This window comes from Mesorhizobium marinum (assembly GCF_040813675.1).
Taxonomy (GTDB): domain Bacteria; phylum Pseudomonadota; class Alphaproteobacteria; order Rhizobiales; family Rhizobiaceae; genus Mesorhizobium_K; species Mesorhizobium_K marinum.
Window position 1 is genome coordinate 1,058,211 of the sequence record NZ_JBFOCI010000002.1, and the last position, 25,920, is coordinate 1,084,130.

At 64.0% G+C, this 25,920-nt stretch carries 21 protein-coding genes; 12 read left to right on the plus strand and 9 right to left on the minus strand.

Annotation, left to right across the window (positions count from 1 at the left end):
• Positions 1-164: 164 nt before the first annotated feature.
• Both ABUE31_RS10730 and ABUE31_RS10735 read left to right on the plus strand, forming a co-directional pair.
• Positions 165-1,247: a hypothetical protein gene (locus tag ABUE31_RS10730; protein ID WP_367723519.1), complete on the plus strand. Its 1,083-nt coding sequence runs from the start codon at positions 165-167 to the stop codon at positions 1,245-1,247.
• Positions 1,240-3,540, plus strand: a complete 2,301-nt coding sequence (locus ABUE31_RS10735; protein ID WP_367723520.1) for a hypothetical protein — start codon at positions 1,240-1,242, stop codon at positions 3,538-3,540. The genes ABUE31_RS10730 and ABUE31_RS10735 overlap by 8 nt, the downstream gene beginning before the upstream one ends.
• 366 nt (positions 3,541-3,906) lie before the next feature.
• Here ABUE31_RS10735 and ABUE31_RS10740 read toward each other — a convergent pair whose 3' ends face one another.
• The 8 genes from ABUE31_RS10740 to ABUE31_RS10775 all read right to left on the minus strand — a co-directional run bounded on the left by ABUE31_RS10740 (position 3,907) and on the right by ABUE31_RS10775 (position 12,195).
• Positions 3,907-4,992: an ABC transporter ATP-binding protein gene (locus ABUE31_RS10740; RefSeq protein WP_367723521.1), complete on the minus strand. Its 1,086-nt coding sequence runs from the start codon at positions 4,990-4,992 to the stop codon at positions 3,907-3,909.
• Positions 4,993-5,007: 15 nt separating this feature from the next.
• On the minus strand, positions 5,008-5,835 hold the full coding sequence (locus ABUE31_RS10745) for a carbohydrate ABC transporter permease (protein ID WP_367723522.1): 828 nt from the start codon (positions 5,833-5,835) through the stop codon (positions 5,008-5,010).
• Complete coding sequence (locus ABUE31_RS10750; protein WP_367723523.1) at positions 5,832-6,704, minus strand: carbohydrate ABC transporter permease; 873 nt, start codon at positions 6,702-6,704, stop codon at positions 5,832-5,834. Before ABUE31_RS10750 ends, ABUE31_RS10745 begins: the two co-directional genes overlap by 4 nt.
• Positions 6,705-6,731: 27 nt before the next feature.
• Positions 6,732-8,018 carry an ABC transporter substrate-binding protein gene (locus ABUE31_RS10755; RefSeq protein WP_367723524.1) on the minus strand — a complete coding sequence of 429 codons (1,287 nt, stop codon included), beginning with the start codon at positions 8,016-8,018 and terminating at the stop codon, positions 6,732-6,734.
• Positions 8,019-8,069: 51 nt separating this feature from the next.
• Complete coding sequence (locus ABUE31_RS10760) at positions 8,070-8,807, minus strand: SIS domain-containing protein (protein WP_367723525.1); 738 nt, start codon at positions 8,805-8,807, stop codon at positions 8,070-8,072.
• Positions 8,804-9,547 (minus strand): GntR family transcriptional regulator, encoded by a 744-nt coding sequence (locus ABUE31_RS10765; RefSeq protein ID WP_367723526.1) that lies wholly within the window; start codon positions 9,545-9,547, stop codon positions 8,804-8,806. The genes ABUE31_RS10760 and ABUE31_RS10765 overlap by 4 nt, the downstream gene beginning before the upstream one ends.
• A gap of 70 nt (positions 9,548-9,617) precedes the next feature.
• Positions 9,618-11,111, minus strand: coding sequence for an FGGY-family carbohydrate kinase (locus ABUE31_RS10770; RefSeq protein ID WP_367723527.1), 1,494 nt, complete (start codon positions 11,109-11,111; stop codon positions 9,618-9,620).
• 169 nt (positions 11,112-11,280) lie between these two features.
• Complete coding sequence (locus ABUE31_RS10775; protein ID WP_367723528.1) at positions 11,281-12,195, minus strand: GntR family transcriptional regulator; 915 nt, start codon at positions 12,193-12,195, stop codon at positions 11,281-11,283.
• 314 nt (positions 12,196-12,509) lie between these two features.
• On the opposite strand from ABUE31_RS10775, the gene ABUE31_RS10780 reads away from it, so the two are divergent.
• The 8 genes from ABUE31_RS10780 to ABUE31_RS10815 all read left to right on the plus strand — a co-directional run bounded on the left by ABUE31_RS10780 (position 12,510) and on the right by ABUE31_RS10815 (position 23,452).
• Complete coding sequence (locus ABUE31_RS10780) at positions 12,510-13,931, plus strand: cryptochrome/photolyase family protein (protein ID WP_367723529.1); 1,422 nt, start codon at positions 12,510-12,512, stop codon at positions 13,929-13,931.
• A 221-nt stretch (positions 13,932-14,152) separates the two neighbouring features.
• A complete protein-coding gene (locus ABUE31_RS10785; RefSeq protein WP_367723530.1) occupies positions 14,153-15,079 on the plus strand; it encodes a YobF C-terminal domain-containing protein in 927 nt (308 codons plus the stop codon).
• A gap of 86 nt (positions 15,080-15,165) precedes the next feature.
• Positions 15,166-16,431 (plus strand): glycosyltransferase, encoded by a 1,266-nt coding sequence (locus tag ABUE31_RS10790; RefSeq protein WP_367723531.1) that lies wholly within the window; start codon positions 15,166-15,168, stop codon positions 16,429-16,431.
• 96 nt (positions 16,432-16,527) lie between these two features.
• Positions 16,528-17,919 (plus strand): 2-oxoadipate dioxygenase/decarboxylase HglS, encoded by a 1,392-nt coding sequence (gene hglS / locus ABUE31_RS10795; protein WP_367723532.1) that lies wholly within the window; start codon positions 16,528-16,530, stop codon positions 17,917-17,919.
• Complete coding sequence (locus ABUE31_RS10800; protein WP_367723533.1) at positions 17,919-19,340, plus strand: FAD-binding oxidoreductase; 1,422 nt, start codon at positions 17,919-17,921, stop codon at positions 19,338-19,340. Before hglS ends, ABUE31_RS10800 begins: the two co-directional genes overlap by 1 nt.
• Positions 19,341-19,381: 41 nt before the next feature.
• A complete protein-coding gene (gene amaB, locus ABUE31_RS10805; protein WP_367723534.1) occupies positions 19,382-20,896 on the plus strand; it encodes an L-piperidine-6-carboxylate dehydrogenase in 1,515 nt (504 codons plus the stop codon).
• 8 nt (positions 20,897-20,904) lie between these two features.
• The gene (locus ABUE31_RS10810) at positions 20,905-22,146 is read left to right on the plus strand and encodes a pyridoxal phosphate-dependent aminotransferase (protein ID WP_367723535.1); all 1,242 of its coding nucleotides are present in this window, start codon (positions 20,905-20,907) and stop codon (positions 22,144-22,146) included.
• Positions 22,147-22,168: 22 nt separating this feature from the next.
• The gene (locus ABUE31_RS10815) at positions 22,169-23,452 is read left to right on the plus strand and encodes an NAD(P)/FAD-dependent oxidoreductase (protein ID WP_367723536.1); all 1,284 of its coding nucleotides are present in this window, start codon (positions 22,169-22,171) and stop codon (positions 23,450-23,452) included.
• A 9-nt stretch (positions 23,453-23,461) separates the two neighbouring features.
• Here ABUE31_RS10815 and ABUE31_RS10820 read toward each other — a convergent pair whose 3' ends face one another.
• Positions 23,462-23,947, minus strand: a complete 486-nt coding sequence (locus tag ABUE31_RS10820; protein WP_437344109.1) for an NUDIX hydrolase — start codon at positions 23,945-23,947, stop codon at positions 23,462-23,464.
• Positions 23,948-24,248: 301 nt separating this feature from the next.
• On the opposite strand from ABUE31_RS10820, the gene ABUE31_RS10825 reads away from it, so the two are divergent.
• Together ABUE31_RS10825 and ABUE31_RS10830 are read left to right on the plus strand one after the other, a co-directional pair.
• Entirely contained in the window at positions 24,249-24,749 is a 501-nt protein-coding gene (locus ABUE31_RS10825; RefSeq protein WP_367723629.1) for a MaoC family dehydratase, read from the plus strand.
• A gap of 6 nt (positions 24,750-24,755) precedes the next feature.
• Complete coding sequence (locus ABUE31_RS10830) at positions 24,756-25,919, plus strand: CaiB/BaiF CoA transferase family protein (RefSeq protein WP_367723538.1); 1,164 nt, start codon at positions 24,756-24,758, stop codon at positions 25,917-25,919.
• Position 25,920: the final 1 nt, after the last annotated feature.

Here is a 25,920-nt window from a genome sequence, read left to right on the forward strand (position 1 = left end):
CGCGCATCTATCTTCGTTGTATCGATGGGAAAATGAAGAACGTGATGGTATTTGGTGAATAAGTAGCGAAATCCGGATCATTGTCCTAAGTTAATTAGCAACGTTCTCGGGGGGCGATTTCTACAAAAATGATAGATTGGCGTAGAGGGGGACCGGCTGGCAGTTTGAACAAGTGGGTGCGACGCGAAGTTCGCGAGCACATGGAGAAAAATGTTGCCATAAGGAAGGCGAGACCACCGCTGCTCCGTCGAATGATTAATTGGTTATTCGTCGGTCGCAGCTTTTCAGATTACTTACTAATTTACATAGCGATCAATCTGGTATGCGTACTAATTGAGTTTATCGCTGGACGATATTTCAACGATAGCATTCCAGTATGGAGTTTGACAAATCAAGACGACATAAATCTGAAGGCTTTCATCTTGGCCGTTGGTGGGTACCTAGTGACCGCACAGGTGGGCGTTCTAGGAGTAATATCGATTGCGATAGGTTTAGTATCTCTTATCGCACAGCGAGAAGATGCTAGCACGGACGTAAAATTGTATTATCACCAATCACTTTCTGTGGAAGTGGTGAGTAGCTGTATCGCATTGCTATTGGTAGTGTGCATACAGTTGGTATGGCCAGCGCAATTTGTACTGCATCGAATGGGCGCGGGAACTCACCTCCAATTTTTCAAAGTTGTATTGATGTGTGTGCATATAGGGTGGCTTTCGGTAAATCTTGTTGCACTTGCGAACTTTATATCGACTACATTCTTCTTTGTACAACGCGTGCACAGAGAACGGATACGAGAGCAGTACACCGCCTATTTTGTTATTCCCGCACAAATGACAAAGCGCCTCCGCGAACAGCTCTACCATTCAGCGGCAAACAGTCTGGCGAGCACCAGCGGTACGGAAGCCAAGCACGTGCAACTCAGTTTCGGCTATGACTTGGGGTCGCCGGAGACGGTTGAGGTGCAGCGGACTTTCAACACTACCGTCGCGCTCCACGACGTCCGCATGCTTTGGATCGGATGGGTCGTTAGGCGTTGGACAAAGCGGTGCCGCAGTGCGAGCCTCCCACAAGAGGCTGAACGAGGGGAGGATCAGAAGCCGCTATTGTCGTTCTGCATATTCCTGGATCAGGCTATGACCGGGACGTTTGCGATTTGTAAGCGCCGTGGTGGCGTACCTCTTACAGGCATTGAACGCTGGGTGTTAAAACGTGCGTTCATATTCCAGAGGCGCGTTCGCGATGAATGATCTGCCAAGCCCAAGCCAGATACTGGAAGAACTAGCTGACAAAGTAGCCGCTCAAATTCAGCGACTAGCACCAGTTTCGTTCGAGGCGGCCCTTGGCGAGTTGATTAGCTATCACCGCTTTCTGCTATCGGCCAACGCTTCTACAGGGCCTGACGGGGTTCCGTTCAACTACGCTGAAGTGGCTGGAATGGAATGGAACGCTCCACACCATCAGTGGAACCGTCAGTACAGACGACTGTACGAAAACGCCGTTGACCAATTGATGACTGATCAAAGCTTTTTCCGTTCGTTGACCCACGTCCCCAGCAGACTTTTGCCGCACCGGGGCGAACCGGCGCTGTCAGCGGCAGTTCTTCGTTCGATCCTCGACATTGGTCCGATGTATGCCCACAGGTTGGAGGCATGGGTAACGCGCCATGCGGTTTCCGAAGAAGGCCATAAGCGCCGCCCTTCGCTGCAGGGATTGCAGAGGAAGGTCTACAGCGACGTCGTGACAGATGTAGTGGGAACTTGGGAAAGCCTGCTTGACCACGCGCCTACGCTATTTGACTGGAGGGATCGAGAAGCCAAATCGGACCACGAACAATGGGAGAGGCTTCGTGCGAGTTGGCCGTACCTGTGGCAACATTTGACCAATACAGCATATCTACTGGCTGTGGCAGTTTGGAATGACGACGAGATTGGTTCAAAATTCTATAGAGATGCCCTCGTGCGTTGGGGGATGCACCTCGGGGAAGAGGGCCATAGCGCCTACCACCTAGCAAGACCTCGGCTGTTATTTCCGGACGTGTTTAGTCACAAGTGGAACGATGCGCTGCTGTCCATAGAGCCTCTCGTGCATCCACGTATGCCTCCTCCAACACCTTCGGGTCTGTTCAAGCTAGCAAAACGAAATGCGCACAACGACACAGTCCTAATTACGTCAGCTCTCGTTGCGTATTGGTCGATGGGCAAGAAGCAGGGCAGCGAGTTAGCCGCTAACACTTCGTGGGCATTGCTAAACCGTCAGGCAAGCGAGCCCGACGACGAAGACGATATGCCAGGAGTGGGCAAAACATCGTTTAGGCACATACTTTTGGACCTAATGAGATTGGAACAAGCTGGGCGTCGTTTTGAAAAGGATACATATGGCGCACAACTCGATGGCCTTGTTTCGTCCCTCGATAATATGACCGAACGCCGAGTAGTTGCAGGACGTGTATTTACGCCATCGACACTGCACGGTCGACACGGCCTTCTAACTGCCTTTGTAGCCTTCCTACTTGCCCTTGTACCTGCGTCGGGCGATGACGGCTTGGGCGATCAGATTGTGGGGATTTCCCAAAGCCCGGACGTGCTGCCGGAAGGCGACTTATCTCTCCGAAACGCAGTGCACGAGTTGCAAAGAATTGTAGGTGCGCTCAGTCCGCCAGCAGAGAGCGTTCAGCAGGCCGCTCGGTTTTTCAACGATCAGTTCGACAACAGCAAATCAGTTGCCGCCTTGGACCAAATCTTGAACACGTCAATTAATGCGATTGAGGCTGCTCGTTCCGCGCGGCTGGAGGCCGCGCCGATCGACGAAAGCAAAGTTGAAAGGATAAGGTCACGAGCCCAATCGAAGATATTAGCTCCGCGAGAGCAAATACGCTTGTTTCGCGACTTCAAGATAGAGAAGGCAGCGGCGGACCATACCGTCAAACCATTCGTGGCTCGTTTTACTGGTGTCGATAAGGCCCAATTTGTAGAGCCTCCAATGGATGATCCGTCAGCGTCGTATGATGAGATAGTCGTCAGTAGGATTGAGAACGCTGCCGGGGCACATCTGTGGGGGCTCTTTTGTCAAAAGGGCAAGGAAGGCTTCGCGATAGATCATAAAATCGAGGATGAGGCATTCTGGAATGGCATTCGCTCCGTTGCCGCAAAGGTTGGTCCAGAACCCATATTGCTTGTTTCGCGTCGAGCAGAAGGGCGTTCCCTACGGCGCTTTGTATATGCTGAAAGAGGTGACGTTCCGCCGCCAATGTCAATCTCAACTACCGGCTTTGGGAGCGGCCTTCCCTCGTATCTGGCTACAGTAGAGGGCATCCACGTTTGCGGTGCGGATTTTCCGGAAGGGACTGCTTGGCTGTTTTCCTCAAAGCACCTTAGCACCATTCGCTATCACGCATTGGATGAAGCAGAACATTACGTCTCAGTAGCCTACGAACCAGTGGCCAAAACCAAAGGCGAAATTGTTGCTAAATTTAGTCAGACAGCAGTGTGGAAGGAATTTCCTATTTTCGAGTTGCAAGTGACCGATCCGGAAGATGTCTAACTGCAGTCCAAAATCGACGAATTTTTTCGTGCGGGTATCTAACAAACATCGACCGCGCGTCTCCCCCGTGGCCTAGCCTAGGCAGAGGCTTCCCGTGCCTACCTGGTGCCAATTTGGACACAAAAAAGGGTTGACTAGCCAACTGGGATCAAAATACCAATGTGCCGCTAACCGACTGTATGAACGGGATTATTCGAAGAACCTATCGAGCTTTCATCAAGCTCTGACCTAGCTAAAGCTGCCCTCCGAAGGCAGAGGTCACAGGTTCGAATCCTGTCGGGTGCGCCATCTCTCTCGGCCGGCTGTGCGCGGCACTGAAGGTGCCAAATCGAGGCGCACCGCCAGACTGTCGGGACTGTCGCAGCCCTACAATCGGATGTCGTCGGCGCCGAACAACAATGCGCGCTGGAAACCCACGCCAAAGATTTGCGTCTTGCCAATCTCGAACGCACCTGCGTCACGGCTTTCGACGGTAATCATCGACCCGTTGGCGAGCAAGACATGCGCGTAGGTGACGCCGCCGAGGTGCTCGACAAGGGAAATCTTGCCGGAAAGCGTTCCAGCCGCACCTTCGGCAGGCACGAAATGCTCCGGACGAATGCCGAGGCTGACGGATGTTCCCGGTTTCGGCGCCTCGCCGCGCGTAGCCACGGCCAAGCCGGCGAGCCCGGCTTCCGGCGCCGCCACCACGGCGCGCCCGTCTTCGACAGCCGTGACCGTGGCCGGAACGAAATTCATGCGTGGTGAGCCGATGAAGCCTGCCACGAAACTGTTGTCGGGATTCTCGTAGAGTTCCAGCGGCGCGCCGACCTGCTCGATGCGGCCTGCGCGCAGCACCACGATGCGGCTCGCCAGCGTCATCGCCTCGACCTGATCGTGGGTGACATAGATCATCGTCGTGCCGAGTTCCTGATGCAGCCGCGCGATCTCGATGCGCATCTGCACGCGCAGTTCGGCATCGAGGTTGGACAGCGGCTCGTCGAACAGGAAGACGCCCGGCTGGCGCACGATTGCGCGCCCGATCGCCACGCGCTGGCGCTGGCCACCGGAAAGCTCGCGCGGCTTGCGTTGCAGATAGGGCTCGAGACGCAGGATCTTGGCAGCTTCCGCCACCTTGCGGTCGATCTCTTCCTTGGGCCGCTTCGACATTTCGAGCGGAAAGCCCATATTGGTCGCCACGGTCATATGCGGGTAGAGCGCATAGGTCTGGAACACCATGGCGATGCCACGCTTGGCGGGGTCTTCGCCGGTCACGTCCCGCCCGCCGATCTCGATGCGCCCGTCCGAGGTGGTTTCGAGCCCGGCGATCATGCGCAGCAGCGTGGACTTGCCGCAGCCGGACGGGCCGACGAAGACGACGAATTCACCATCCTTGACGTCGAGATCGACGCCGCCGATCACCTCGGCCTGGCCGAAGCGCTTCTTCACTTTCTGGAGCGACAGGCCCGCCATTTTTCTACCTTCGAACTATTTGACCGCGCCGTCGGTCAGGCCGGAAACGAACCAGCGGCCGACAAGGGCGAAGAGGGCGACGACCGGGATGATCGCGGCTGTGGCGCCGGCAAGCAGCAGGCCCCAGTCGATCTGATACTGGCCGATGATGCCGGCAAAGCCGACGGGAATGGTGCGCCGCGCGTCCGACACGATCAACACCGAGGCGAACAGATACTCGGTCCACGACGAGATGAAGGCGAAGATCGCGACGCTGGCGATGCCCGGCGCGATCAGGGGCATCAGTATGCGCACGAGAATGGTCGTCGGCGGCGCGCCGTCGACCACCGCCGCTTCCTCGATCTCGCGCGGGACCGTGGCGAGGAAGGAGCGCATCATCCAGATCGAGAAGGGCAACGCAAAGGCGACATTGACGAGGACCAGCGCCACGGGGCTGTCGATCAGCCCGACCTTGGCGAACAGGCCGTAAAGCGGGATCAGCACCACGACGCCGGGAAAGGCATAGGCAAGCAGTATGGTGCGGTAGAGCGCGTTGCGGCCGGGAAACTCCATGCGGAAGAAGGCGTAAGCGGCGGGCAAGGCGAGCAGCACCGTGAACGCCGTCGAGAACGAGGCGACGATCATGCTGTTGATGAGATAGACCGGGAAGTCGGACGCCTGCAGCAGCTTCTCGAAATGCTGCAGCGTGAAGCTCTCCGGGAACATCGTCGGGACGCGCTGGATGATTTCGCGCGGCAGCTTGATCGAGCCGGTGATCACCCACCAGAACGGCAGGCCGATCAGGAGTACGATCAGCAAAAGCCCGCCGTAGAGCGACAGCGCCTGTCCGAATGTGCGTTTCATCTGGCGGCCTCCTGCGCGGTCATGGCGCGCGTGGCGAGGAAGGCAAAGCCCATCAGGAGGATGCTGGTCAGCACCGAGATGGTTGCCGCCTCGCTCAACCGATAGCCCTTGAAGGCCGTGTCGTAGATCAGCACCGGAAGCGTCTGCGTCGCACCCGACGGTCCACCCGCCGTCAGCAGCCAGATCACGTCGAAGACGTTGAAGGAAAGCAGCGTGCCGACGACGCCAAGCACCAGCAGCGTCGGCTGCAGCAGTGGCCAGGTGATGCGCTTGAAGCGCTGGAAGGTTCCGGCCCCATCGATCCGGGCGGCCTCGTAAAGATCGCCCGGAATGCGCGTCAGCCCGGCCAGCATCATCAACGCGGTGAAAGGAAACCAGCGCCAGGAATTGATCAGGATGAGCGTGGTCATGGCGCTTTCGCGGGTGGCGAAGAAGCCGACCGGGCGCTCGATGATGCCGGCCTGAATGAGCAGCGGGTTGATCATGCCGCCCGACGAGGACAGCAGCCAGCGCCAGATGATGACGACGACCACGGTCGGCACGATCCAGGTGAGGATGACCCAGGTGCGGGCGATGCGGACGCCGGGAAATTTCTGATTGAGGATCAGCGCGGTTGCCAGCGCCAGCGCGGTCTGCACCACGGCGTTGCCCAGAACCCAGACGATGCTTCGCCCGAGCGCACGCCAGAAACCGGCGCCGCCGAGGATCGCTGAATAATTCGCAAGGCCGACGTATTGGCCTTGCGAGCCGATCACGCCGACATCCTGAAAGCTCAGGATGACGGCCTGAACCAGCGGCCAGCCGAGAATGGCCAGCAGGAACAGCAGGGCAGGCGACACGAACAGGAAGGCCAGCGTCGTGTTCTTCATTGGGTCCGTCCCCGCCCCGCCTGTCGCCTACTTCTTGGCGATTTCGGACATACGTGCCTGGCCGCCCTTGACGGCATCAGCCGCGCTCTGCCCGTCCACCACTATGTGCTGCAACGTCTCGGCGATCACGTTCTGCGCGGAAATGGCGCCGATCGACGGGAACACCTTGCCGGTGGTGAAGCCGAACAGCTTGCCGTGCTGCGAGTTCGAAATCATCGTCTCGACCTGGCCCTTGTACTTGGTCACGGTCTTGTCGCTCCAGAACGACTCAGCCTTGGCGCCGTCACCGGTCACCGGCAGGAACAGGCCGGGCTCCATGGTCAGGAAGCGGCCATAATTTGCCGGCTCCATCAGCCAGGCAAGGAACACCTTGGCGGCGGCCTGCTTGGCCTCGTCCTTGGTCGTCAGCATGATGGCGTTGGAGTAGGAAATGGTCGCCGATTCGCCCTGGTCGTCGGCATGCGGGACAGGCGCCACGCCAAGATCGGCGGCGTCGCCTTCGGCCTGCGTGTCATAGGTGTTGATGACGCCGAACTGCAGGATCATGCCGCAGGTATTGCTGGCGAAGCAGGCTTCGGCCTCTCCCCAGGTCCACGAGCCGTTGTCGGCCGGCGAAAGCTTGGCGAGCTTGCTGTAGAAGTCGTAGGCGTTGACCGTTGCCGGCTTGTCGAAGTCGATCGAGCCGTCGTCCTTGTAGATGTCGGCAGCGCCGCTGTTGACCATGAAGCTGTATACGGTCTGGTCGGTGTAGAGCTGCTTGTTGGCCGGCAGGCCGATGCCGTATTTGCCATCGGTGCTGAGCTTCTCGGCTGCGGCCAGCCACTCGCTCCAGGTCTTAGGCACTTCGACGCCGGCAGCCTTCAGCACGCTGTTGCGGTACCACAGCGAGATCGCCATGTTGTAGGCGGGCACCGCCCAGACGTGGTCATCATACTTGTAGGGCGCCAGCGTTGCCGGCACGAAGCCGTGCTTGGCATCGAGATCCTTGACCAGATCGTCGACCGGCACGACCGCGTCGATGCCCTTCAGGACCGTGGTGAAATCAGGAATGGTGAAAAGCAGGTCCGGGCCGTTGCCGGCGGCGAAGGCGGCGGGCGCCTTGGCGTAGACTTCGCCCCAGCTCTGCGGCTCCTGCTTGACCTGGATGTCGGGATGGGCGGCGTTGAATTCGTCGAGCAGTTCCTTCATGCGCTGCACCCGATGCGGCGGCTGCTCCATGTGCCACAGCGTCAGGTCGACCGGCGCGGCATAGGCGGTGCCGGTCAGAAGTGTTGCCGCAAAGCCGGCGATAGTCAGAAGTCTAGTAGTCCCCATCGTCATAGTCTCCCGTTGATCCGAGGCTCCCCTTGAGCCCTCGAAATTTCCTCAAAGATGCGGATTGCGCGGCCGATAGCGGGCGATCAGTGCTTCGTTGGCCTCCTTGGCGCCCGGCATGTTGGCACTGAGATAGATCGGCGCGCTGACGCCGCTGGATTGGAGCCGTACAGCGGCTTCCACGAACACCGCGTTCATCAGGGCGGCGCCGATCGAGGTCGATATCGGCCCGACGCGCAATTTGCTGCCCGGCACGCTCATCGTCGCGTCGCCGGGAGGCGCTCCATTGTCGAGTATGATGTCGGCGATGTCGGCCAACCGCGTGCGTCCATTTGCGGCCTGCTTCGAATAGATTTCGGAGGTGATGGCAATGACGGTCGCGCCCTTCGCCTTGCCGATCTGCGCGGCCTCCACCGTCGCGGTGTTGACGCCGCTGTTGGAGACGATGATCAGCACGTCGTTCGGCCCCATCGGGTAGCGCTCGAAGATCGGCGCGACGATGCCCGACATACGCTCGAAGACCGTTCCGGCAACAGCGCCTTCATGCACCATGGTGGTGGAGGACAGGATCGGCACGGTCAGCGCCAGCCCGCCGGCACGGTAATGCGCCTCCTCGGCCATTGTGTGGCTGTGGCCGGTGCCGAAGACATAGACCAGCCCGTCGGACTTGGCGGTTCGCTCCACCGCGTCCGCTGCCGCCGCGATCGACGCGGCGTTTTCCTCGATCAGCCGGCCGATGCGCGCGGTCAGGTCGGCGAGATAGGTGGCGGCGTGCGGGGTCTTGGTCATGCGTCTTTTCCGAGTGCCAGGTTGACCCGCATCACAAAACAGTCGCCGCGATAGACCGAGCGGACATATTCGATCGGTCGGCGTGTCGCGTCGAGCGTGCGACGGGTGAGGATGAGGACCGAGCTCTGCGTCGAGATGCCGAGCGCGGCAGCGCTCGAGGCATCTGGATGCGCCGACCACAGCCGCTGCTCTGCCTCGCTCGGATAGATGCCGTAGTCCTCACGAAGCACGCGGTAGAGCGAGTCCGTGGTGAAGTCGGCGCGGTCGAGCAGCTTCGGCGCAAGCGCGGCCGGGATTTCGGTGCGTTCGAGGCCGACCGGCTTGGCATCGGCAAGGCGCACGCGCACCAGCCGATGGACCGGCGCATGCTCGACGATACCGAGAGCGTTTGCCGCCTCCAGATCGGCGGCGCCTACGCCGGCGTCCAGTACGATCGAGGAGGCGACGCGGCCGTCGCGCTGCATGTCTTCGGTAAAGCCGCTTAATGTCGAAAGCCGCTGCTCGATCTGCGGATGGGCAACGAATGCCCCGCGGCCGGTGCGGGTTTCGACCAGCCCGCGCCGCTCGAGGACCTTCAGCGCTTGGCGCGCCGTCATGCGGCTGTAGCCAAGATCGTCGGCCATTTGACGTTCCGAAGGCAGCCTTTCGCCGACCTTCAGCGCGCCGGAAGCGATCTGCGCCGCAAAGTCATCCGCGATGCGCTGGTAGAGCGGTTGCTGGTCGGCGGTGATAGCCGTCATGGGTACTGGTATATTCCATTTCTATCGGTGGTATACACCACTCCGCGGCGCCCTGTAAAGTGCTTGCCGCCTATTTCCCCAAAGCGCTGTCGCGACGGTCGCGATAGGCAGCAAACGCGCTGTCCCAAGCGGGTTTGACGGCGCCGTCCGACTCATGCCGGCGCTGTATTTTCCGCGTTGAGACTGACGCCTCGCGGATCGATGAAAAGCGGCCGATGGCGGTGGCGGCAAGCAGGGCGGCACCGCGCGCGCCGAATTCGGTTCCTGCCGGCACCAGCACGGTCTTGCCGAGGCAATCGGCGATCATCTGCGTCCACGTCGGGCTGCGCGCGCCGCCGCCGGTCAGCATGATTTCGTGGCCCGTGCCTTCCAGATCCTGGAACAGGTCGCGCAGCGCCAGCGCCACGCCCTCATAAACGGCGCGGATCATATGCGGTCGTCCATGCCGGGGCGAAAGGCCGTGGAAACCAGCGCGCGCCTCGCGGTCCACCACCGGCGCTATGATGCCGCTTTCGCTGAGATAGGGGAGATAAACGACGCCCTCGCTGCCGATTGGGATCGGCGCTATCATCGTCTCCATGCGGGCATAGAGGTCTGGTTCCTTCGCCAAGTCGGGCAACAGTGTTTCCACAGCCCAATCGAGATTGAGCGTACCGGCAACGTTGACCATGGCGCGATACCAGGTTTCGCCCGGCAGCGTGAACAGCAGGCCGAGGTCGGGCGGGGTGAAGACCGGATGGTCCGAAACGACGCCGACCATGCAGGTCGTCCCAAGAACGGCCATAGCCTTCCCTGTTTCGAGCGCGCTGGCGCCGATGACCGTCGCCGGGACATCGCCAGCACCGATCGCCACGGGCGTGCCCTCGGCGAGGCCGGTGGCGGCCGCGGCGATGGCCGTGACGAAGCCGCCTATGCTTTCGGAATCAGCCACTGGCGGCAGCTTGTGCGCCAGATCGGCGACATCGAACAACGCAAGCATTTCGGGGCTGCGGTCGCGCAGCCGCGCGCTGCCTGGCGCCACGGCGGCTTCCGTTCGATCGGCGGCGACCCGCCCGGTCAGCTTCAGGCGCAGGAAATCCTTATAGCTGAAGACATGCGCTGCCCGATCCAGCACATCCGGCTCATGTTCCCGCAACCAGGCAAGGAGCGGCAACGTGCAGCCCTGCTGCACTACGCAGCCGTCCGACTGGAATATCCTTTTGTAGAAATCCGGAACTTCGGTCGCCCGTCGCTCCAGCAAGCCTTGAGCTCGGCTGTCTTCCCAAACAATACCAGGGCGCAAGGCGCTGCCACTGTCATCGACCAGCCATGCCCCCACCATGGCAGCCGACAGGCCCACAGCGGCAATGTTGCTTCCCATGACACCTGCATCGTCGAGAGCCGCACGGATCGCCGCGCTGACCGCACTCCATGCAAGGTCGGGATCGATCTCCGACCAGCCCGGATGCGGTCGTTGCAGACGGATGCGACGAAAGCCCATGCCGAGCTGCTGGCCATTTTCGTCAAACACCGCGACTTTGGTCACGGACGAGCCGGCGTCGATGCCTAGGAAATAGTTGGTCATGAATTGGTCTTGTCTCTGATTTGACATGCAATGCTGGCGATTCACGGACGCGCCTGCGTCGCCGGGGTGTCGATACTGTGCCCCCCAGACGTCAGTCCGCATTTTTCAGATATTCATGAAGGACCTTGCCGGTGTCGCCGGAAACGGCAGGCACCCTCCCGCACACGTTTCACCTGCCCAGCCCGAGCTCGGCAACAAAATCGTAGGCGTCGCCGCGAAAGATCGACCGACTGAATTCAACGACGGCCCCATCTTCCCTCCTGGTTGTCCGATAAATGTCGAGCGCAGGGGCGCCTCTAGGCACCCTGAGAAGGTGTGCGCTTTCATCGTCGAGGTTAATCGCCGAGAACCGTTGCACGGCCCTGGTTGGAACATGACCAAGGTCACGCAATGTCTGGTAGAGGGAGTCCTCGATCTGCTTCGGGTCGGGCAGCATCGCAGCCGGGATCAATGAGGTTTCCAACGCGATCGGCTCTTTGTCAGCCAGCCGCAGCCGGCTCATTCGAACGATAGACTCGCCGTTGGCGATTTCGAGCCGCCGCGCCTCGTCGGCATTGGCCACACTAAGCTCGCGTCCCAGCCACCACGTACCCGGGATGCGTCCGCGCGACGTCATGTCTTCGGAAAAGGAATAAAGTCGGCTCAGGCTTTGCACGACGCGCTCGGGCGTCCCGGACACAAAAGTCCCGCTGCCGTGTCGCTGGACAACGAGACCCTCTTGCACGAGTTCGGCCATCGCTCGGCGGACGGTAACCCGCGAAATACCAAGTTCAAGGGCCAGTTGACGCTCGGCGGGAAGCGCCGCCCCTGGCTTCAAGGCGCCTGAGGCGATCGCATCGCCCAAGGCTGCCTGCAAACGTCGATAGGCCGGTAAAGCACCACCCAAATTGCTCCTGGCCGCAGCGAAAATTTGTAGGAATGTCACGCCTGCAGTCCATCGCGAGAATAATACCAACACAATACCAATTTTCACGATGGCCGCAACAGTCGGCGTGGCATGCAGACTTTTCGCTGGGGCCGGAAACATGGTGAGCAATTTGCTGCCGTGGCGGCGATTGCAAGGGCCGTTGTCGAGGAGCTTCAATGGCTGGAGCCTTCGTCGCGAATCCCGTCCCCGTCTTGAGCGATGTGGCCGCCACCTGTCCGACAACAGAGACAAGAGCCGGCGCGCCAAGCCTGCGCCGCGGGGTGACATCAATGATCGATCAGACCCGTGCCGATGCCTGAGGCCGTTGGGCGACGACGGGGCCGGCCGGCAATGTTGGTTTCCCGCATCGACGGCTTCACGCGCGATGGCTGCGACTGCTATGGCTGGCGGATGAGACTGAAAGCAGACGGATGCGGCGAAGCGGGCGGTACGATGCCGCACGTCGCCGGCCACGAGGCGGCATAGGCAGCATGACCTCCGCCGCTCCGATCCTCGTGCTCTTCAGGAACGACCTGCGCGTCGCCGACAACCGGGCGCTCGCCGCGGCGACGGACAGCGGCAGGCCGGTCGTCCCCCTCTTCATCCTCGACGAAAACGGCTCCCGGCCGGCCGGCGCGGCCAGCCGTTGGTGGCTGCACCATTCGCTCGCCGCATTGGGCGCGTCGCTGGAACGGCTTGGCGCGGGGCTGGTGCTGCGGCGGGGCGGGACGCACGAAATCGTCGCCGAAATATTGAAGGCTACCGGCGCGACGAGCGTGTTCTGGAACCGCCGCTATGCGCCGCCGCATGTCGAAGTGGATCGCGCGCTGAAGGCAGGTCTGCGCGAGGAAGGGGTGGAAGCCGAGAGCTTCGACGGTTTCCTCCTGCACGAACCGACGCGCCTGGCTACGGGCGCGGGCGCCTTCTACAAGGTGTTCACGCCATTCTATCGCAGGCTCGCCGCCGAGGGGGACCCGCGCGACCCGGTCGATGCGCCGACCGGCCTGACCGGTTGGAAGGGCAGGCTGCCGGCAGGCGACCTTGCCGCGTTCGGCCTGCTTCCCGACAAACCCGACTGGTCGGGCGGCCTCGCGGAACGCTGGCGGCCCGGCGAGGCTGGCGCGGCCGCGCGGCTGGACGACTTTCTCGAAGAGCACCTCGACGGCTATGCCGACAGCCGCGACAGACCTGCCGAGGCCGGCACGTCTGGCCTGTCGCCGCACCTTGCCCATGGCGAGATCTCGCCGTTCCAGATCATGGCGGCCCTGCGCGCCAAGCAGGGCCGCGACGCCGAGACCTTCCGCAAGGAACTGGCGTGGCGCGAATTTTCCTACCACCTGCTGTTCCGTCGGCCCGAACTTCACCACGCAAGCTTCCGGCCCGACTTCGATGGCTTCGGATGGCGACGCGATCCGGGCGGGCTGAAAGCCTGGCAAGGCGGGCAGACCGGCTATCCGATCGTCGATGCCGGCATGCGCGAACTGTGGCAGACCGGCTGGATGCACAATCGCGTCCGCATGATCGCGGCCTCGTTCCTGATCAAGGACCTGCTGATCGACTGGCGCGAGGGCGAGGCATGGTTCTGGGATACGCTGGTCGACGCGGACGCCGCGAACAATCCGGCCAGCTGGCAATGGGTGGCCGGGTCGGGTGCGGATGCCGCGCCGTATTTCCGCATCTTCAACCCGGTCCTGCAGGGCGAAAAGTTCGATCCCGACGGCCGCTATGTCCGGTGCTACGTGCCGGAACTCGCCGAACTGCCCGACCGCTATATCCACCGACCCTGGGATGCCCCCCGGTCGGTCCTTGCCGGTTGCGGAATCGAACTCGGCAGGGACTACCCCCTGCCGGTCGTGGATCACGCGAAGGCCCGGGATCGCGCGATGGACGCCTACCGGGCGATCCGCGGCTGACGTGTCGTCGGCTACGCAATTCCGTTGCTTGGCCGGCCCGCCGTATTTCGTTGCATATATGGGTTTCTGAAAACGTTGCGCGCTTCTCATGATCGAGCGCCAAAAAAGTCAAAATTTGCAATTCATCCGTGATTTTCTTGTTCGGATCGACGACACCTTGACAATTCTTTTGAATTTGCCGCTCTTGGCCAGCCTCTTGAAGAAAACGCGGAGGCTCTTCCATGAAACATTTCTCATATACAGGGGCCGGCCCCTACTGCTATTCGAATTCCCTGGCGATGATGCTCGGCCGCGAGGCGCCGGCGATTGAAGTCATCGAATTCGCGACGGGAAGCCCCTTCGGGATGCAGCTCGTCGGCGGCGTCATGCCGTTCTTCGATCCTTACGGATGGACCCCGGAAGCCGGCGTCGAAGCCGCCCTGGAGGCGATGGGGTGGGAATCCGCCGTCGCCCGGGGCGGGGATGTCCAGGATGCCCTTTGCCGGCTCAGGGCCGCACTGGGCGACGGCCCTGTCTGGATCGGCCCCGTCGAGATGGGCTGGCTTCGCCACCAGCCCGGCAGGAACGGACCGATCGGAGCCGACCACTACCTCGTCGTGCTCGGCCTCGAGGACGACAAGGTCCACATGCATGATCCCGAAGGCCACCCCTTTGCGCGGCTGCCCCTGGACGACTTCCTGTCCGCCTGGGGCGCGGAGACGGTCGACTATGGCGGAAGCTACACCATGCGGAGCGATTTCCGGCGGGTCCGCGCGGTCGACGAGGAGGAGATCATCCAGGCCTCCGTCTCCTATGCCGCAAGCCTGCTGTCGATGGAATGCGGCCGGCACCTGCCCGACGGCACCATCGGCAACGAAGAGGCCGCCGAGGCCCTCGCCAGGATGATCGAGGCAGGTTGCAGCGAGGATCTGCGCGGTCACCTCATTCATTTCGGGGTGCGCGTCGGCGCCCGGCGACTGGCGGATGCCGCCGCATGCCTCGATCGTATCGGTCTGGCGGCCGCGTCGCGCATCGCCAGCGACCAGGCGCAACTGGTAGGGGCGCTGCAATATTCGCTGGTGGCCGGACACGACGCCGAGGCGGCCGCCCTTCTGAGGGAACTCGCCCCGACCTATCGGCAACTGCTCTCGTGTCTTGCCGCGCGATGAACACCCTGGGCCGCCAATCGAGCGGCGTTCTGGAGCGGGGGCGGATGTTCGCCCCGGAACCGCTTGCGCATCCGAAAGGACAAAAGATGCGAATTTCGATCCATACGCTGGGCACGCGAGGCGACACGCAACCCTATCTCGCGCTCGCCCGCGGGCTCAGGCGGAGCGGCCACGATGTCCTGCTCGTAGCGCCGGACCAGTTCGCCGCAATGGCGGCAGCGGAGGACATCGACTTTGCGCCGCTGCCACAGGAGTTTCTTGCAATCCTCGACTCGCCGGAGGCGAAGGCCATCCTCGGGCGATCGGGCGCCGGCTTCGGCGCCGGACTGAAGCTCCTGAAATTCTATCGCGAGATTGGCCCTCGCCTCCTCGACGCCGAGTGGGACGCGGCGCGCGTGTTCGGCCCGGACGCCATCATCTTTCACCCGAAGGCGCTTGGTGCGCCCCACATCGCGGCGAAGCTTGGCATCCCGCTGTTTCTGGCGTCGCCGCTTCCGGGCTTCACGCCGACATCGGCCTTTGCGTCGCCGGTGCTGCCCGTCTGTTCGCTCGGCCCGCTCAACCGCTTGAGCCACGCCTTGATGATCCACGGTGGCGGCGTGCTGTTTGCCAAGTCGATACGCGCATGGCGCACCGACGTGCTCGCGCTGCCGGCCCGCGGCAACGCCGCTTCCCTTTCCGGCACGCTCTATGCGTATAGCCCGCATGTGCTGGCCAGGCCGCGCGACTGGGGGCCGGACGTTGCGGTGACGGGCTACTGGTTTCTCGAAAAGGGAGACTGGACGCCGCCGGTCGGTCTCGCCGAATTCCTTGCGGCTGGCGAGCCGCCGATCTACGTGGGCTTCGGAAGCATGCCCGGTTCCGATCCGGAAAGGCTGACGGGGCTTGTGCTCGACGGGCTGCGTCAGGCCGGCAAGCGCGGCCTGCTCGCCACGGCCGGCGGCGCGCTGACGACGGATGTTTCGGACGACCGCGTGCATGTGATACGCGAGGCGCCGCACGACCGGCTGTTCCCATTCGTCGGCGCCACGCTGCACCACGGCGGGGCCGGCACCACTGGCGCTGCGCTGCGCGCCGGCAAGCCGACGGCGATCTGCCCCTTCCTGGGCGACCAGCCCTTCTGGGCGCGCCGCGTTGCCGCGCTAGGCGTGGGGCCGCAACCGCTCGATAAGCGTGCGATGTCGGCCGACGACATTGCTGCCGCCTTGCTTGCGATGGACGACCCCGGCATGCGTTCGCGCGCAGCCGACCTCGGCAGGGCTGTCCGCGCCGAGGACGGGGTATCCGACGCGGTCAGGTTCATCGAGGACCGGCTTGCCCGGACCCTCCACATTCATACAAATTTTGCATGAAGTAAGGCGAGATCATTGTAATTCAGTGCCGATCGCCGGCGCTATAGGGAGTTCTGCGCATCAAGTTGCCCAGCCACTGACGTGATCGGAAAGCCCATGCCAGCCAGTCCCCTGATGTCCAGCGACGCCATCCGCGACGCTTTTTCGGCGGCGATGTCAGCGATGTATCGGCAGGAAGTGCCGGCCTACGGAACGTTGATGGAGCTTGTCGCCGACGTGAACGAGGCGACGCTCCGCCGCGACCCGACGCTGCGCGCCAGCCTTCAGGCTACGGAAACCCTGGACCGCATCTCGCAGGAAAGGCATGGCGCCATCCGCCTCGGCACCGAAGCCGAACTTGCCATGATGCGCAGGGTGTTTGCCGTGATGGGTATGTTTCCCGTCGGCTACTACGATCTGAGCGAGGCCGGCGTACCGGTCCACTCGACTGCCTTTCGGGCCGTCGACGCGGCGGCGCTGACGGTCAACCCGTTCCGCGTGTTCACCTCGCTGCTCCGGCTCGACCTGATCGCAGATCCGGACCTGCGCGAAGCGGCGCGAGAGACGCTTTCGGCGCGCTGCATCTTTTCCGGGGGCGCCGTTGCCCTGGTGGAGAAGGCCGAGCGCGACGGTGGGCTTTCGCACACGGACGCCGCGCGCTTTGTCGCCGAGGTGCTCGACACCTTCCGCTGGCACGAGGTGGCGAGCGTCAACCTCGCAATGTATCAGCGCCTGCACGCGGCCCACCGCCTGATCGCGGATGTCGTCTCGTTCAAGGGGCCGCACATCAACCATCTGACGCCGCGCACGCTGGACATCGACGCCGTGCAGGAAGGCATGCCGGGCCGCGGCATCACGCCGAAGGCCGTGGTCGAGGGACCGCCAAGCCGTGCCTGCCCGATCCTGCTGCGCCAGACGTCGTTCAAGGCAATCGAGGAACGCGTCTCGTTCCCCGATGACGCAGGCGCGCTGGCGACCGGTTCGCATACCGCCCGCTTCGGTGAGATCGAGCAGAGGGGCATCGCGCTCACGCCGAAGGGCCGCGCCCTCTACGACCGCCTTCTCGGCGAGGCGCGCGCCCATGTCCGCCCTGCCGCCGACGGCTCCAATGCCGAGGCCTATCGCAGCGCGCTGGAGCACAGTTTCGCGGCGTTTCCCGACGATTGGGACGCACTCCGCCTGGCCGGTCTCGGCTATTTCCACTATTCGGTCGCGCCGGACGCCGATCTCTCGAATCTCGGGGCGGCCGATATCGAGACGCTCATTAAAGTCGGCGTCGTCAGGTTCGACCCGATCGTCTACGAGGATTTCCTGCCGGTCTCGGCCGCCGGCATCTTCCAATCCAACCTCGGCGACCAGTCGGTTCAGGACTTCGCGGCGAGCCCCAACCAGAAGCTGTTCGAAACGGCGCTCGGCGCAACCGTCCTCAACGAATTCGATCACTACGCCAGGATCGAGCGGGCGTCGATCGAGCGGTGCCTCGCCGCCGTCAGGGTGCTGGCCGCCTGATGGCGCTCGCCAGCCACCATATCGAGGCGCTCGGCGCCATTCTCGGGCCGCAGGGCCTGCTGACGGCCGCCGACGAGATGGCGCCCTATGAAAGCGGCGCCCGCTACGACCGCGGGCGCGCCGCCTTCGTCGCGCGGCCGCGCACAACCGCAGCGGTGTCCGAGGTCGTCGCCTATTGCACCGGCAATGCGATCGCGCTGGTGCCTCAGTCGGGCAACACCGGCCTAGTCGGCGGCTCGACGCCGGACGAGAGCGGCGAGCAGGGCATCCTCAGCCTCGACCGGCTGCGCGCCACTTTCGACCTCGACATGGACAACCGCAGCCTGCGTGTCGACGCCGGCTTCAGGCTGTCCGAGATCAACGCGCGGCTCGAACCGCACGGGCTGTTCTTTCCCGTCGACCTCGGCGCCGACCCGATGGCCGGCGGCATGGCGGCGACCAACACCGGCGGGGCGCGGTTCCTGCGGTTCGGCGACGTGCGCCGCAACACGCTCGGCCTCAAGCTGGTGCTCTCCGACGAAGCCGGAACCGTGATCGAGTGCGGCTCGGGCCTGCGCAAGGACAACACCGGGCCGGACTGGAAGCAGCTCTTCATCGGCACCGGGGGCGCCTTCGGCATCGTCACCGAATGCACTTTCAGCCTCGAGCGCCTGCCGAGGCAGATCGCCACCGCCTTCCTGGTGCCGCGCGACGGGGCCGCCGTTGCTGTTCTGCTCGCCGAAATGGAGGAGCGGGCCGGCGCCTATCTCAGCGCCTTCGAGGGCATGTCCGGCGTCGCGATCCGCCACGCGCTTGCGCATGCGCCATCGCTGCGCAATCCGTTTCCGGGCGGCGATGTTCCCGGCTATGTCATCCTCGTCGAACTGTCCCGCTCCTGGCCGAGGCGCAAGTCTGAGCAGCCGCTAGACGCAGTGCTCGAGGAACTGCTCGGCGACATCTGGGAACAGCCCGGCGGGCCGCTCCACGACGCCTTCGTCGGCGCGGCCCCCGAGATGTGGGCGCTCAGGCATGCGCTGTCCGAAGGCGCAAAGTCGGCCGGCTACGTTGTCGGGCTCGATCTCTCCTTCCGGCGCGGCCGAGTGATGCGGTTCCGCGACGAGATGGCGGCGGTGCTGGCAGCCGAATTCCCCGAGGTGGAGATCTGCGACTTCGGGCATGTCGGCGACGGCGGCGTTCACTTCAACCTTGTCATGCCGCGCGACCCCGACGGCGGCGTCGACCTCGATCTGGCCGCGCGGCTGCGCTCGCGCGTCACCGACGTGGCGGTGGAACGGTACGGCGGCAGCTTCAGCGCCGAGCACGGCCTCGGTCGCCGCAACCAGCATATCTATGACCGCCTTACGCCGGCAAAATTCAGGCATATGGCGACGAGTTTCAAACTGGCGACGTCTCCGGCCGCGACCGGCGCCGTGAGGCTCTGACCGAGCTGCCGCCTCCGAAATCCAAACTGAAAGGTGAAGTCATGACGCTCGTGAACGAAACTTCGGCGCTGCTTTCCAAGCTCGGCGTGTCCGCGGCAGCCCTGTCCGCCGGCGACCTCGCCGTCTCAAGCCCGGTGACCGGCGAGACGATCGCCACGGTGGCCCAGGTCTCGGCCGCCACCGCCGCCAATGCCATCGACGAGGCGCATGCGGCGTTCCTCGAGTGGCGCAAGGTGCCGGCGCCGCGCCGCGGCGAACTCGTGCGGCTGCTCGGCGAGGAACTGCGCGCTCACAAGGACGAACTCGGCCGGCTGGTGTCGATCGAGGTGGGCAAGATCCCGTCCGAGGGTCTGGGCGAAGTGCAGGAAATGATTGACATCTGCGATTTTGCGGTCGGGCTCTCCCGGCAGCTCTACGGCCTGACCATCGCCACCGAGCGGCCCGGCCACCGCATGATGGAAACCTGGCACCCGCTCGGCGTGGTCGGCGTAATCTCGGCCTTCAACTTCCCGGTCGCCGTTTGGTCCTGGAACGCGGCGCTCGCGCTCGTCTGCGGCGACAGCGTGGTGTGGAAGCCGTCCGAAAAGACGCCGCTCACGGCGCTGGCCTGCGAGGCGATCTTCGCCCGCGCCGTAAAGCGCTTCGGCGACGACGCGCCCCACGGCCTGCTCAAGGTGCTGGTCGGCGGCGCTGACGTCGGCGAGGCACTGGTCGACCACCCGAGGGTGCCGCTCGTCTCGGCGACCGGCTCGACCCGCATGGGCCGGGCGGTTGGCCCGCGCCTTGCCGGCCGGTTTGCCCGCGCCGTGCTGGAGCTCGGCGGCAACAATGCAGGCATCGTGTGCCCGTCGGCCGATCTCGACATGGCGCTCAGGGCGATCGCTTTCGGCGCCATGGGAACCGCCGGCCAGCGCTGCACCACGATGCGCCGGCTGTTCGTCCATGAAAGCGTCTACGACCAGATCGTGCCGCGCCTGAAGAAGGCCTATGAAAGCGTGACTGTCGGCAATCCTCTTGAGGGCAAGGCGCTGATCGGACCGCTGATCGACAAGGCCGCGTTCGACGGCATGCAGAAGGCGCTTGAAGAGGCCAAGGCCGCCGGCGGCTCGGTGACGGGCGGCGTGCGCGTCGATGCGGGCCATGCCGAGGCCTTCTATGTCCGCCCGGCCATCGTCGAGATGCCGTCCCAGACCGGCCCAGTGATGGAAGAGACCTTCGCGCCGATCCTTTACGTGATGAAGTATTCCGACTTCGACGCGGTGATCGCCGAGCACAACGCGGTCGGGGCCGGCCTCTCCTCCTCGATCTTCACCCGCGACATCCAGGAGGCGGAACGCTTCCTGTCGGCGGAAGGGTCGGATTGCGGCATCGCCAACGTCAACATCGGCACGTCCGGCGCCGAGATCGGCGGCGCGTTCGGCGGCGAGAAGGAGACCGGCGGCGGCCGCGAGAGCGGCTCCGACGCCTGGAAGGCCTATATGCGCCGCGCAACCAACACCGTGAACTACTCGAAGGCCTTGCCGCTCGCGCAGGGCGTGTCCTTCGACATCGATTGAGCGCAGGCATGCTCGCGAGCCTCGCCAGGACAGAAGCCGCCGAGCCGTTCAGGCCGGCGGCACGCATCGCCGAAATCGGCGTCTCCGAGATCCTGCAGATCGGCGCGCGCGCGGCTGCCATGCGCAGGGACGGCCAGGACGTCATCGTCCTCGGAGCCGGCGAGCCCGACTTCGACACGCCGGACAACGTGAAGGATGCCGCCGCCGCGGCGATGCGGCGCGGCGACACCAAATATACCGCGCTCGACGGATCGCCCGCGATGAAGGAGGCGGTGCGCGAGAAGTTCAGGCGCGACAACGGCATCGAATTCTCGACCGCCGAGATCAGCGTCGCGGCGGGCGCCAAGCAGGTTATCTACAACGCCTTCATGGCGACGCTCGGCACCGGCGACGAGGTCATCGTGCCGACACCCTACTGGACCTCATACGCCGACATCATCCGCATCGCCGGCGGGACGCCGGTCCTGGTCGACTGCGGTCCCGCCAACCGTTTTCGCCTGACCGCGGCGCAGCTTGAAGCCGCCATCACCCCTGCGACCCGCTGGCTGATGCTGAACTCGCCGTCAAACCCAACGGGCTCCGCGTATTCAGAAGCCGACTACCGACCACTGCTAGACGTGCTCAGGCGACACCCTCATGTCTGGCTTCTGGCCGACGACATCTACGAGCACATCGTCTATGATGGGTTCCGCTTCGTCACGCCAGCCGCGCTGGAGCCTGCGCTGCGCGAGCGCATCCTGACCGTCAACGGCGTCTCCAAGGCCTATGCGATGACGGGCTGGCGCATCGGCTACGGCGCCGGGCCGGAGGCGCTGATCAGGGCGATGGCGGTGGTCCAGAGCCAATCGACTTCCAACCCGTCGTCGATATCGCAGGCCGCCGCAATCGAGGCGCTGACCGGGCCGCAGGACGTGCTGGCGGCGCGCCGCGAAAGCTTTCGGGCGCGCCGCGACCTGGTGGTGGATGGCCTCAACGCCATCGACGGCATCGACTGCTCGCGACCCGAGGGCGCCTTCTACACCTTCGCCGGTTGCGCCGGGCTGCTCGGGCGCGTGACGCCGGATGGGCGACGGCTTGCAAGCGACCGTGACTTCTGCGCCTATCTGCTGGACGAGGCGAAGGTTGCCGTGGTGCCGGGATCGGCTTTCGGGGCTTCCCCCTTCTTCCGAATCTCCTACGCAACATCGCAAGACGAGTTGCGCGAGGCGCTGGCGCGTATAGCCATGGCCTGTGACGCGCTCAGGAACTGAAAGCCCGAAAGGTGGACGCGACATGCTGAACGACCCTCGCTCGCACGGCCTGTGGGAAGCGTCGGCGCCGCGCGCGCCCGCGACGCGCCCGCTCGAGGGCAGGGCGAACGCCGATGTCGTCATCGTCGGCGGCGGCTACACGGGCCTTTCCTGCGCGCTCTATCTCGCCGAAGCCGGGAAGTCGGTGATCGTGCTGGAGGCGCATGAGATCGGTTTCGGGGGCGCTGGCCGCAATGTCGGCCTCATCAACGCCGGCCTGTGGCTGATGCCGGACGACGTCTCGGCCGCGGTCGGCCCGGTCCATGGCGAGCGCCTGCTCGCGGCGCTGGGCGACGGCCCGGCCCTGGTCATGTCGCTGATCAGCCGCCACGCCATCGACTGCGAACTCGAGGACAACGGCACGCTGCATTGCGCCTCCGACGCCGCCGGGCTCGACGAGTTGAAGCAGCGCGAGGCGCAATGGCTGAAGCGCGGCGCGCCGGTCCGCCTGCTCGACGCGAGTGAGACGGCCGAGCGCATCGGCACCAGCGCCTATCGCGGCGCTCTGCTCGACCGCAGGGCGGGCACCCTGCAGCCGCTCGCCTATGCGCGCGGCCTCGCCGATGCCGCAATCGCCGCAGGCGCAACGATCCACACGGCGAGCCAAGCGACGTCGGTTGAACGGCGCGACGCAGGGTGGACGATCGCCACCGCGGGCGGGCAGGTTGACGCCGACTGGCTGGTGGTGGCGACGGACGCCTATGGAACGGGCCCCTGGCGCGGCACCCAGGAGGCGCAGGTGCGGCTTCCCTACTTCAATCTCGCCACGCAGCCTCTGGATTCTGCCCTGCTGGAGTCCATCCTGCCCGGCAAGGAGGGCGTCTGGGATACGAAGACCATCCTGTCCTCGTTCCGGCTCGACCGCAGCGGCCGGCTGGTGTTCGGTTCGGTCGGAGCCCTGCGCGGCGGCGGGGCCGGCGTCCACAAGGCCTGGGCGCGGCGCGCGCTCGCGCGGCTTTTCCCGCAACTGGGCCGGGTCGATTTCGAGTACGAATGGTACGGGCAGATCGGTATGACCGACGATGCCGTGCCGCGCCTGCACAGCTTCGGGCCCAACGCCATCGGAGTGTTCGGCTACAACGGCCGCGGCATCTCGCCCGGCACCGTGTTCGGCCGCGAAATGGCGCTCCTGATCCTCGGTGAGAAGACGGCCAACGACCTGCCGCTGCCGATGGTCGGCATGTCGCCGGCGCCGATGCGCGGGATCAAGGAACTCTACTACGAGGCCGGCGCCCAGATCGCGCACCTGGTCGGCGACCGGCTCTAGACTGGCAAGTCAGGAGGCCGCGAGCAGCTTTTGCATCGTTGCCTCGGTGCGGCCCGAGAGGGACCGGACAAGGGCCGCGAGGTCAGGCTCGTCGACGAGCGATGCCGCGTCCTCCGGCGGTAGCCATGCACGGGCTCGTTTTCCCGACTCTTCCCAGTCGGCCAGGATCTTTTCGACCGCCAGCAGGTACACCTTGACGTTTACCTGCACGAAGCTGTCGGACAGCCGCTTCCAGTAGGAATAGGCCCCAAAGGCTTTCCCGGACGGCGTTCCGGCGACGCCGGCTTCCTCTCGCGCTTCCTGCACGGCCGTCGACTTGCCGCTCTTGCGTTTCATCGGCCAGCCCTTGGGCACGATGAAGCGGCGCGTCGTGCGCGATGTCACCAGCAGAACCTCGACTTTGCCATCGTCGCCAATCCGAAAGGGAATCGCCGCGACCTGCCTGATCGGCTTGTTCTTGCGCGCGCGGCTGACGAGGCGCTTTTCCCTAGGCATGAGCGACAATTCCCGGACTGCTGCGCGGCCGAGGCGCAAAGCGACCGTCCGAGCCTCATCTGCATACTACGTCCGTCTGCGATTCGTCTTGCGACAGCGCAGCTGACCCGCAGGTACACGCGTCGGGCTCTTGCAAAATATCCCCATATGTGAAAATACTATTTATAAAAGAAGATCGGGAGGACGTCATGCCGTGTTTCGAGGCGCGGGCCAGGCTGCGCGAAGAAGGGCGCCGGAGGCGCGGCCGGCCGTGACCACGCACGCCCCGACCGTTGGCGTCTCCTCGACCAATCCGTCCGACATGCCGGCGGAGCACGCCGCCATCCCGGTGTGGAATGCCGAGAACTGGTTCTACGAGGACTGGCCGGCCGGCCAGAAGATCCGCTCGCTGCGCCGGACCATGGCCGAAGGCGACAGCCACCTGTTCAACCTGCTGGTGACCGACATCCACCCCTATGTGCAGGACCAGATGTTCGCCGAACGCGAGGGCGTCTTCGGCAGGCGGCTGGTGGCTGGCGCCTTCGTGTTCTCCGCCGGCCTCGGACTGGTCGCCACCAACTGCGTGAACGCCTTTTCCTACGGCTACGACCGGCTGCGCTTCATCAAGCCGGTCTTCGTCGGCGACACCATCTACACCGTCCGCACCAACCTCGACAAAAAGCCGCGCTATCGCGACATGGGCCTGATCCGCGCGAGCTACGAGGTGTTCAAGGGCGAGGGCGAACTGGTGCTCTACTGCGAGCATCTGCAGACAGTGAAATACAGGAACCCGGCCGATTTTGCCGGACAGACGGAGAAGTAGCAGGCAATGAGCGACGATACCGCACCACCGCTTTCCGGCCTTGTCGTGCTCGACATGAGCCAGTTCCTGTCCGGTCCCTATTGTTCGCTAAGGCTGCTCGATCTCGGCGCACGCGTCATCAAGGTCGAACGGCCTGACGGCGGCGACCTCTCGCGCCGGCTCTATCTCAGCGACACCGAGATCGGCGGCGATTCTACGATCTTCCACGCCATCAACCGCGGCAAGGAGAGCTTTGCGGCCGACCTCAAGGATGCGGCCGACATGGCCGCGCTGAAAAGCCTGATCGCCAAGGCCGACGTGCTGATCCAGAATTTTCGGCCGGGCGTGATCGAGCGGCTAGGCCTCGACTATGCGCGGGTGAAGGAGATCAACCCGCGGCTCGTCTATGCCTCGATCAGCGGCTATGGCGAAGAGGGTCCATGGGTCAAGCGGCCCGGCCAGGACCTGCTCGCGCAGGCGCGTTCCGGCGTCATGTGGCTGAACGGCGACGAGGACCAGGGTCCCGTGCCGTTCGGCCTGGCGGTTGCCGACATGCTGGCTGGCGCCGCCGCCTGCCAGGGCATCCTCGCCGCGCTGGTCAGGCGCGGCGTCACCGGCAAAGGCGGCCTGGTCGAGACCAGCCTGCTCGAGGCGCTGGTCGACTTCCAGTTCGAGGTTCTGACGACGCATCTCAACGACAGCCGGCGGCTGCCCAGGCGTTCGAGCTTCCGCAGCGCGCACGCCTATCTGTCGGCGCCCTACGGCGTCTATCCGGCAGAGGACGGGTTCCTGGCGCTGGCCATGACGCCCATCCCGAAGCTCGCGCCGCTGCTCGGTCTCGACGTGGAACTGGCCGGCTACGCCGATGACCCGTCGAGCTGGTTCAGCGCGCGCGACGACATCAAGGCGATCATCGCGAAACGCATCGCCACCCAACCGGTCGACCACTGGCTGTCGATCCTGGAACCCGCCGACATCTGGTGCGCCAAGGTGCTGACCTGGCCGGAACTGATGGAGCACGACGGATTCCGGCTGCTCGACATGCTGCAGACGGTGACGCGCGACGACGACGTTTCCATCGAGACGACGCGCTCGCCGCTGCGCATCGACGGCAGGCGCGGCAAGGCTGGCAGCGCGGCGCCGCGCATCGGCGAGCACAGCGACCGGATCCGCGCGGAGTTCGACCTGTGAG

What these genes read in the sequence shown, in the direction of transcription:
- ABUE31_RS10735 (WP_367723520.1), top strand. Translation starts at nt 1,240, where the DNA reads ATGAATGATCTGCCAAGCCCAAGCCAGATACTGGAAGAACTAGCTGAC.
- ABUE31_RS10740 (WP_367723521.1), bottom strand. Translation starts at nt 4,992, where the DNA reads ATGGCGGGCCTGTCGCTCCAGAAAGTGAAGAAGCGCTTCGGCCAGGCC.
- ABUE31_RS10745 (WP_367723522.1), bottom strand. Translation starts at nt 5,835, where the DNA reads ATGAAACGCACATTCGGACAGGCGCTGTCGCTCTACGGCGGGCTTTTG.
- ABUE31_RS10750 (WP_367723523.1), bottom strand. Translation starts at nt 6,704, where the DNA reads ATGAAGAACACGACGCTGGCCTTCCTGTTCGTGTCGCCTGCCCTGCTG.
- ABUE31_RS10755 (WP_367723524.1), bottom strand. Translation starts at nt 8,018, where the DNA reads ATGGGGACTACTAGACTTCTGACTATCGCCGGCTTTGCGGCAACACTT.
- ABUE31_RS10760 (WP_367723525.1), bottom strand. Translation starts at nt 8,807, where the DNA reads ATGACCAAGACCCCGCACGCCGCCACCTATCTCGCCGACCTGACCGCG.
- ABUE31_RS10765 (WP_367723526.1), bottom strand. Translation starts at nt 9,547, where the DNA reads ATGACGGCTATCACCGCCGACCAGCAACCGCTCTACCAGCGCATCGCG.
- ABUE31_RS10770 (WP_367723527.1), bottom strand. Translation starts at nt 11,111, where the DNA reads ATGACCAACTATTTCCTAGGCATCGACGCCGGCTCGTCCGTGACCAAA.
- ABUE31_RS10780 (WP_367723529.1), top strand. Translation starts at nt 12,510, where the DNA reads ATGACCTCCGCCGCTCCGATCCTCGTGCTCTTCAGGAACGACCTGCGC.
- ABUE31_RS10785 (WP_367723530.1), top strand. Translation starts at nt 14,153, where the DNA reads ATGAAACATTTCTCATATACAGGGGCCGGCCCCTACTGCTATTCGAAT.
- ABUE31_RS10790 (WP_367723531.1), top strand. Translation starts at nt 15,166, where the DNA reads ATGCGAATTTCGATCCATACGCTGGGCACGCGAGGCGACACGCAACCC.
- hglS (WP_367723532.1), top strand. Translation starts at nt 16,528, where the DNA reads ATGCCAGCCAGTCCCCTGATGTCCAGCGACGCCATCCGCGACGCTTTT.
- ABUE31_RS10800 (WP_367723533.1), top strand. Translation starts at nt 17,919, where the DNA reads ATGGCGCTCGCCAGCCACCATATCGAGGCGCTCGGCGCCATTCTCGGG.
- amaB (WP_367723534.1), top strand. Translation starts at nt 19,382, where the DNA reads ATGACGCTCGTGAACGAAACTTCGGCGCTGCTTTCCAAGCTCGGCGTG.
- ABUE31_RS10810 (WP_367723535.1), top strand. Translation starts at nt 20,905, where the DNA reads ATGCTCGCGAGCCTCGCCAGGACAGAAGCCGCCGAGCCGTTCAGGCCG.
- ABUE31_RS10815 (WP_367723536.1), top strand. Translation starts at nt 22,169, where the DNA reads ATGCTGAACGACCCTCGCTCGCACGGCCTGTGGGAAGCGTCGGCGCCG.
- ABUE31_RS10820 (WP_437344109.1), bottom strand. Translation starts at nt 23,947, where the DNA reads ATGCCTAGGGAAAAGCGCCTCGTCAGCCGCGCGCGCAAGAACAAGCCG.
- ABUE31_RS10825 (WP_367723629.1), top strand. Translation starts at nt 24,249, where the DNA reads ATGCCGGCGGAGCACGCCGCCATCCCGGTGTGGAATGCCGAGAACTGG.
- ABUE31_RS10830 (WP_367723538.1), top strand. Translation starts at nt 24,756, where the DNA reads ATGAGCGACGATACCGCACCACCGCTTTCCGGCCTTGTCGTGCTCGAC.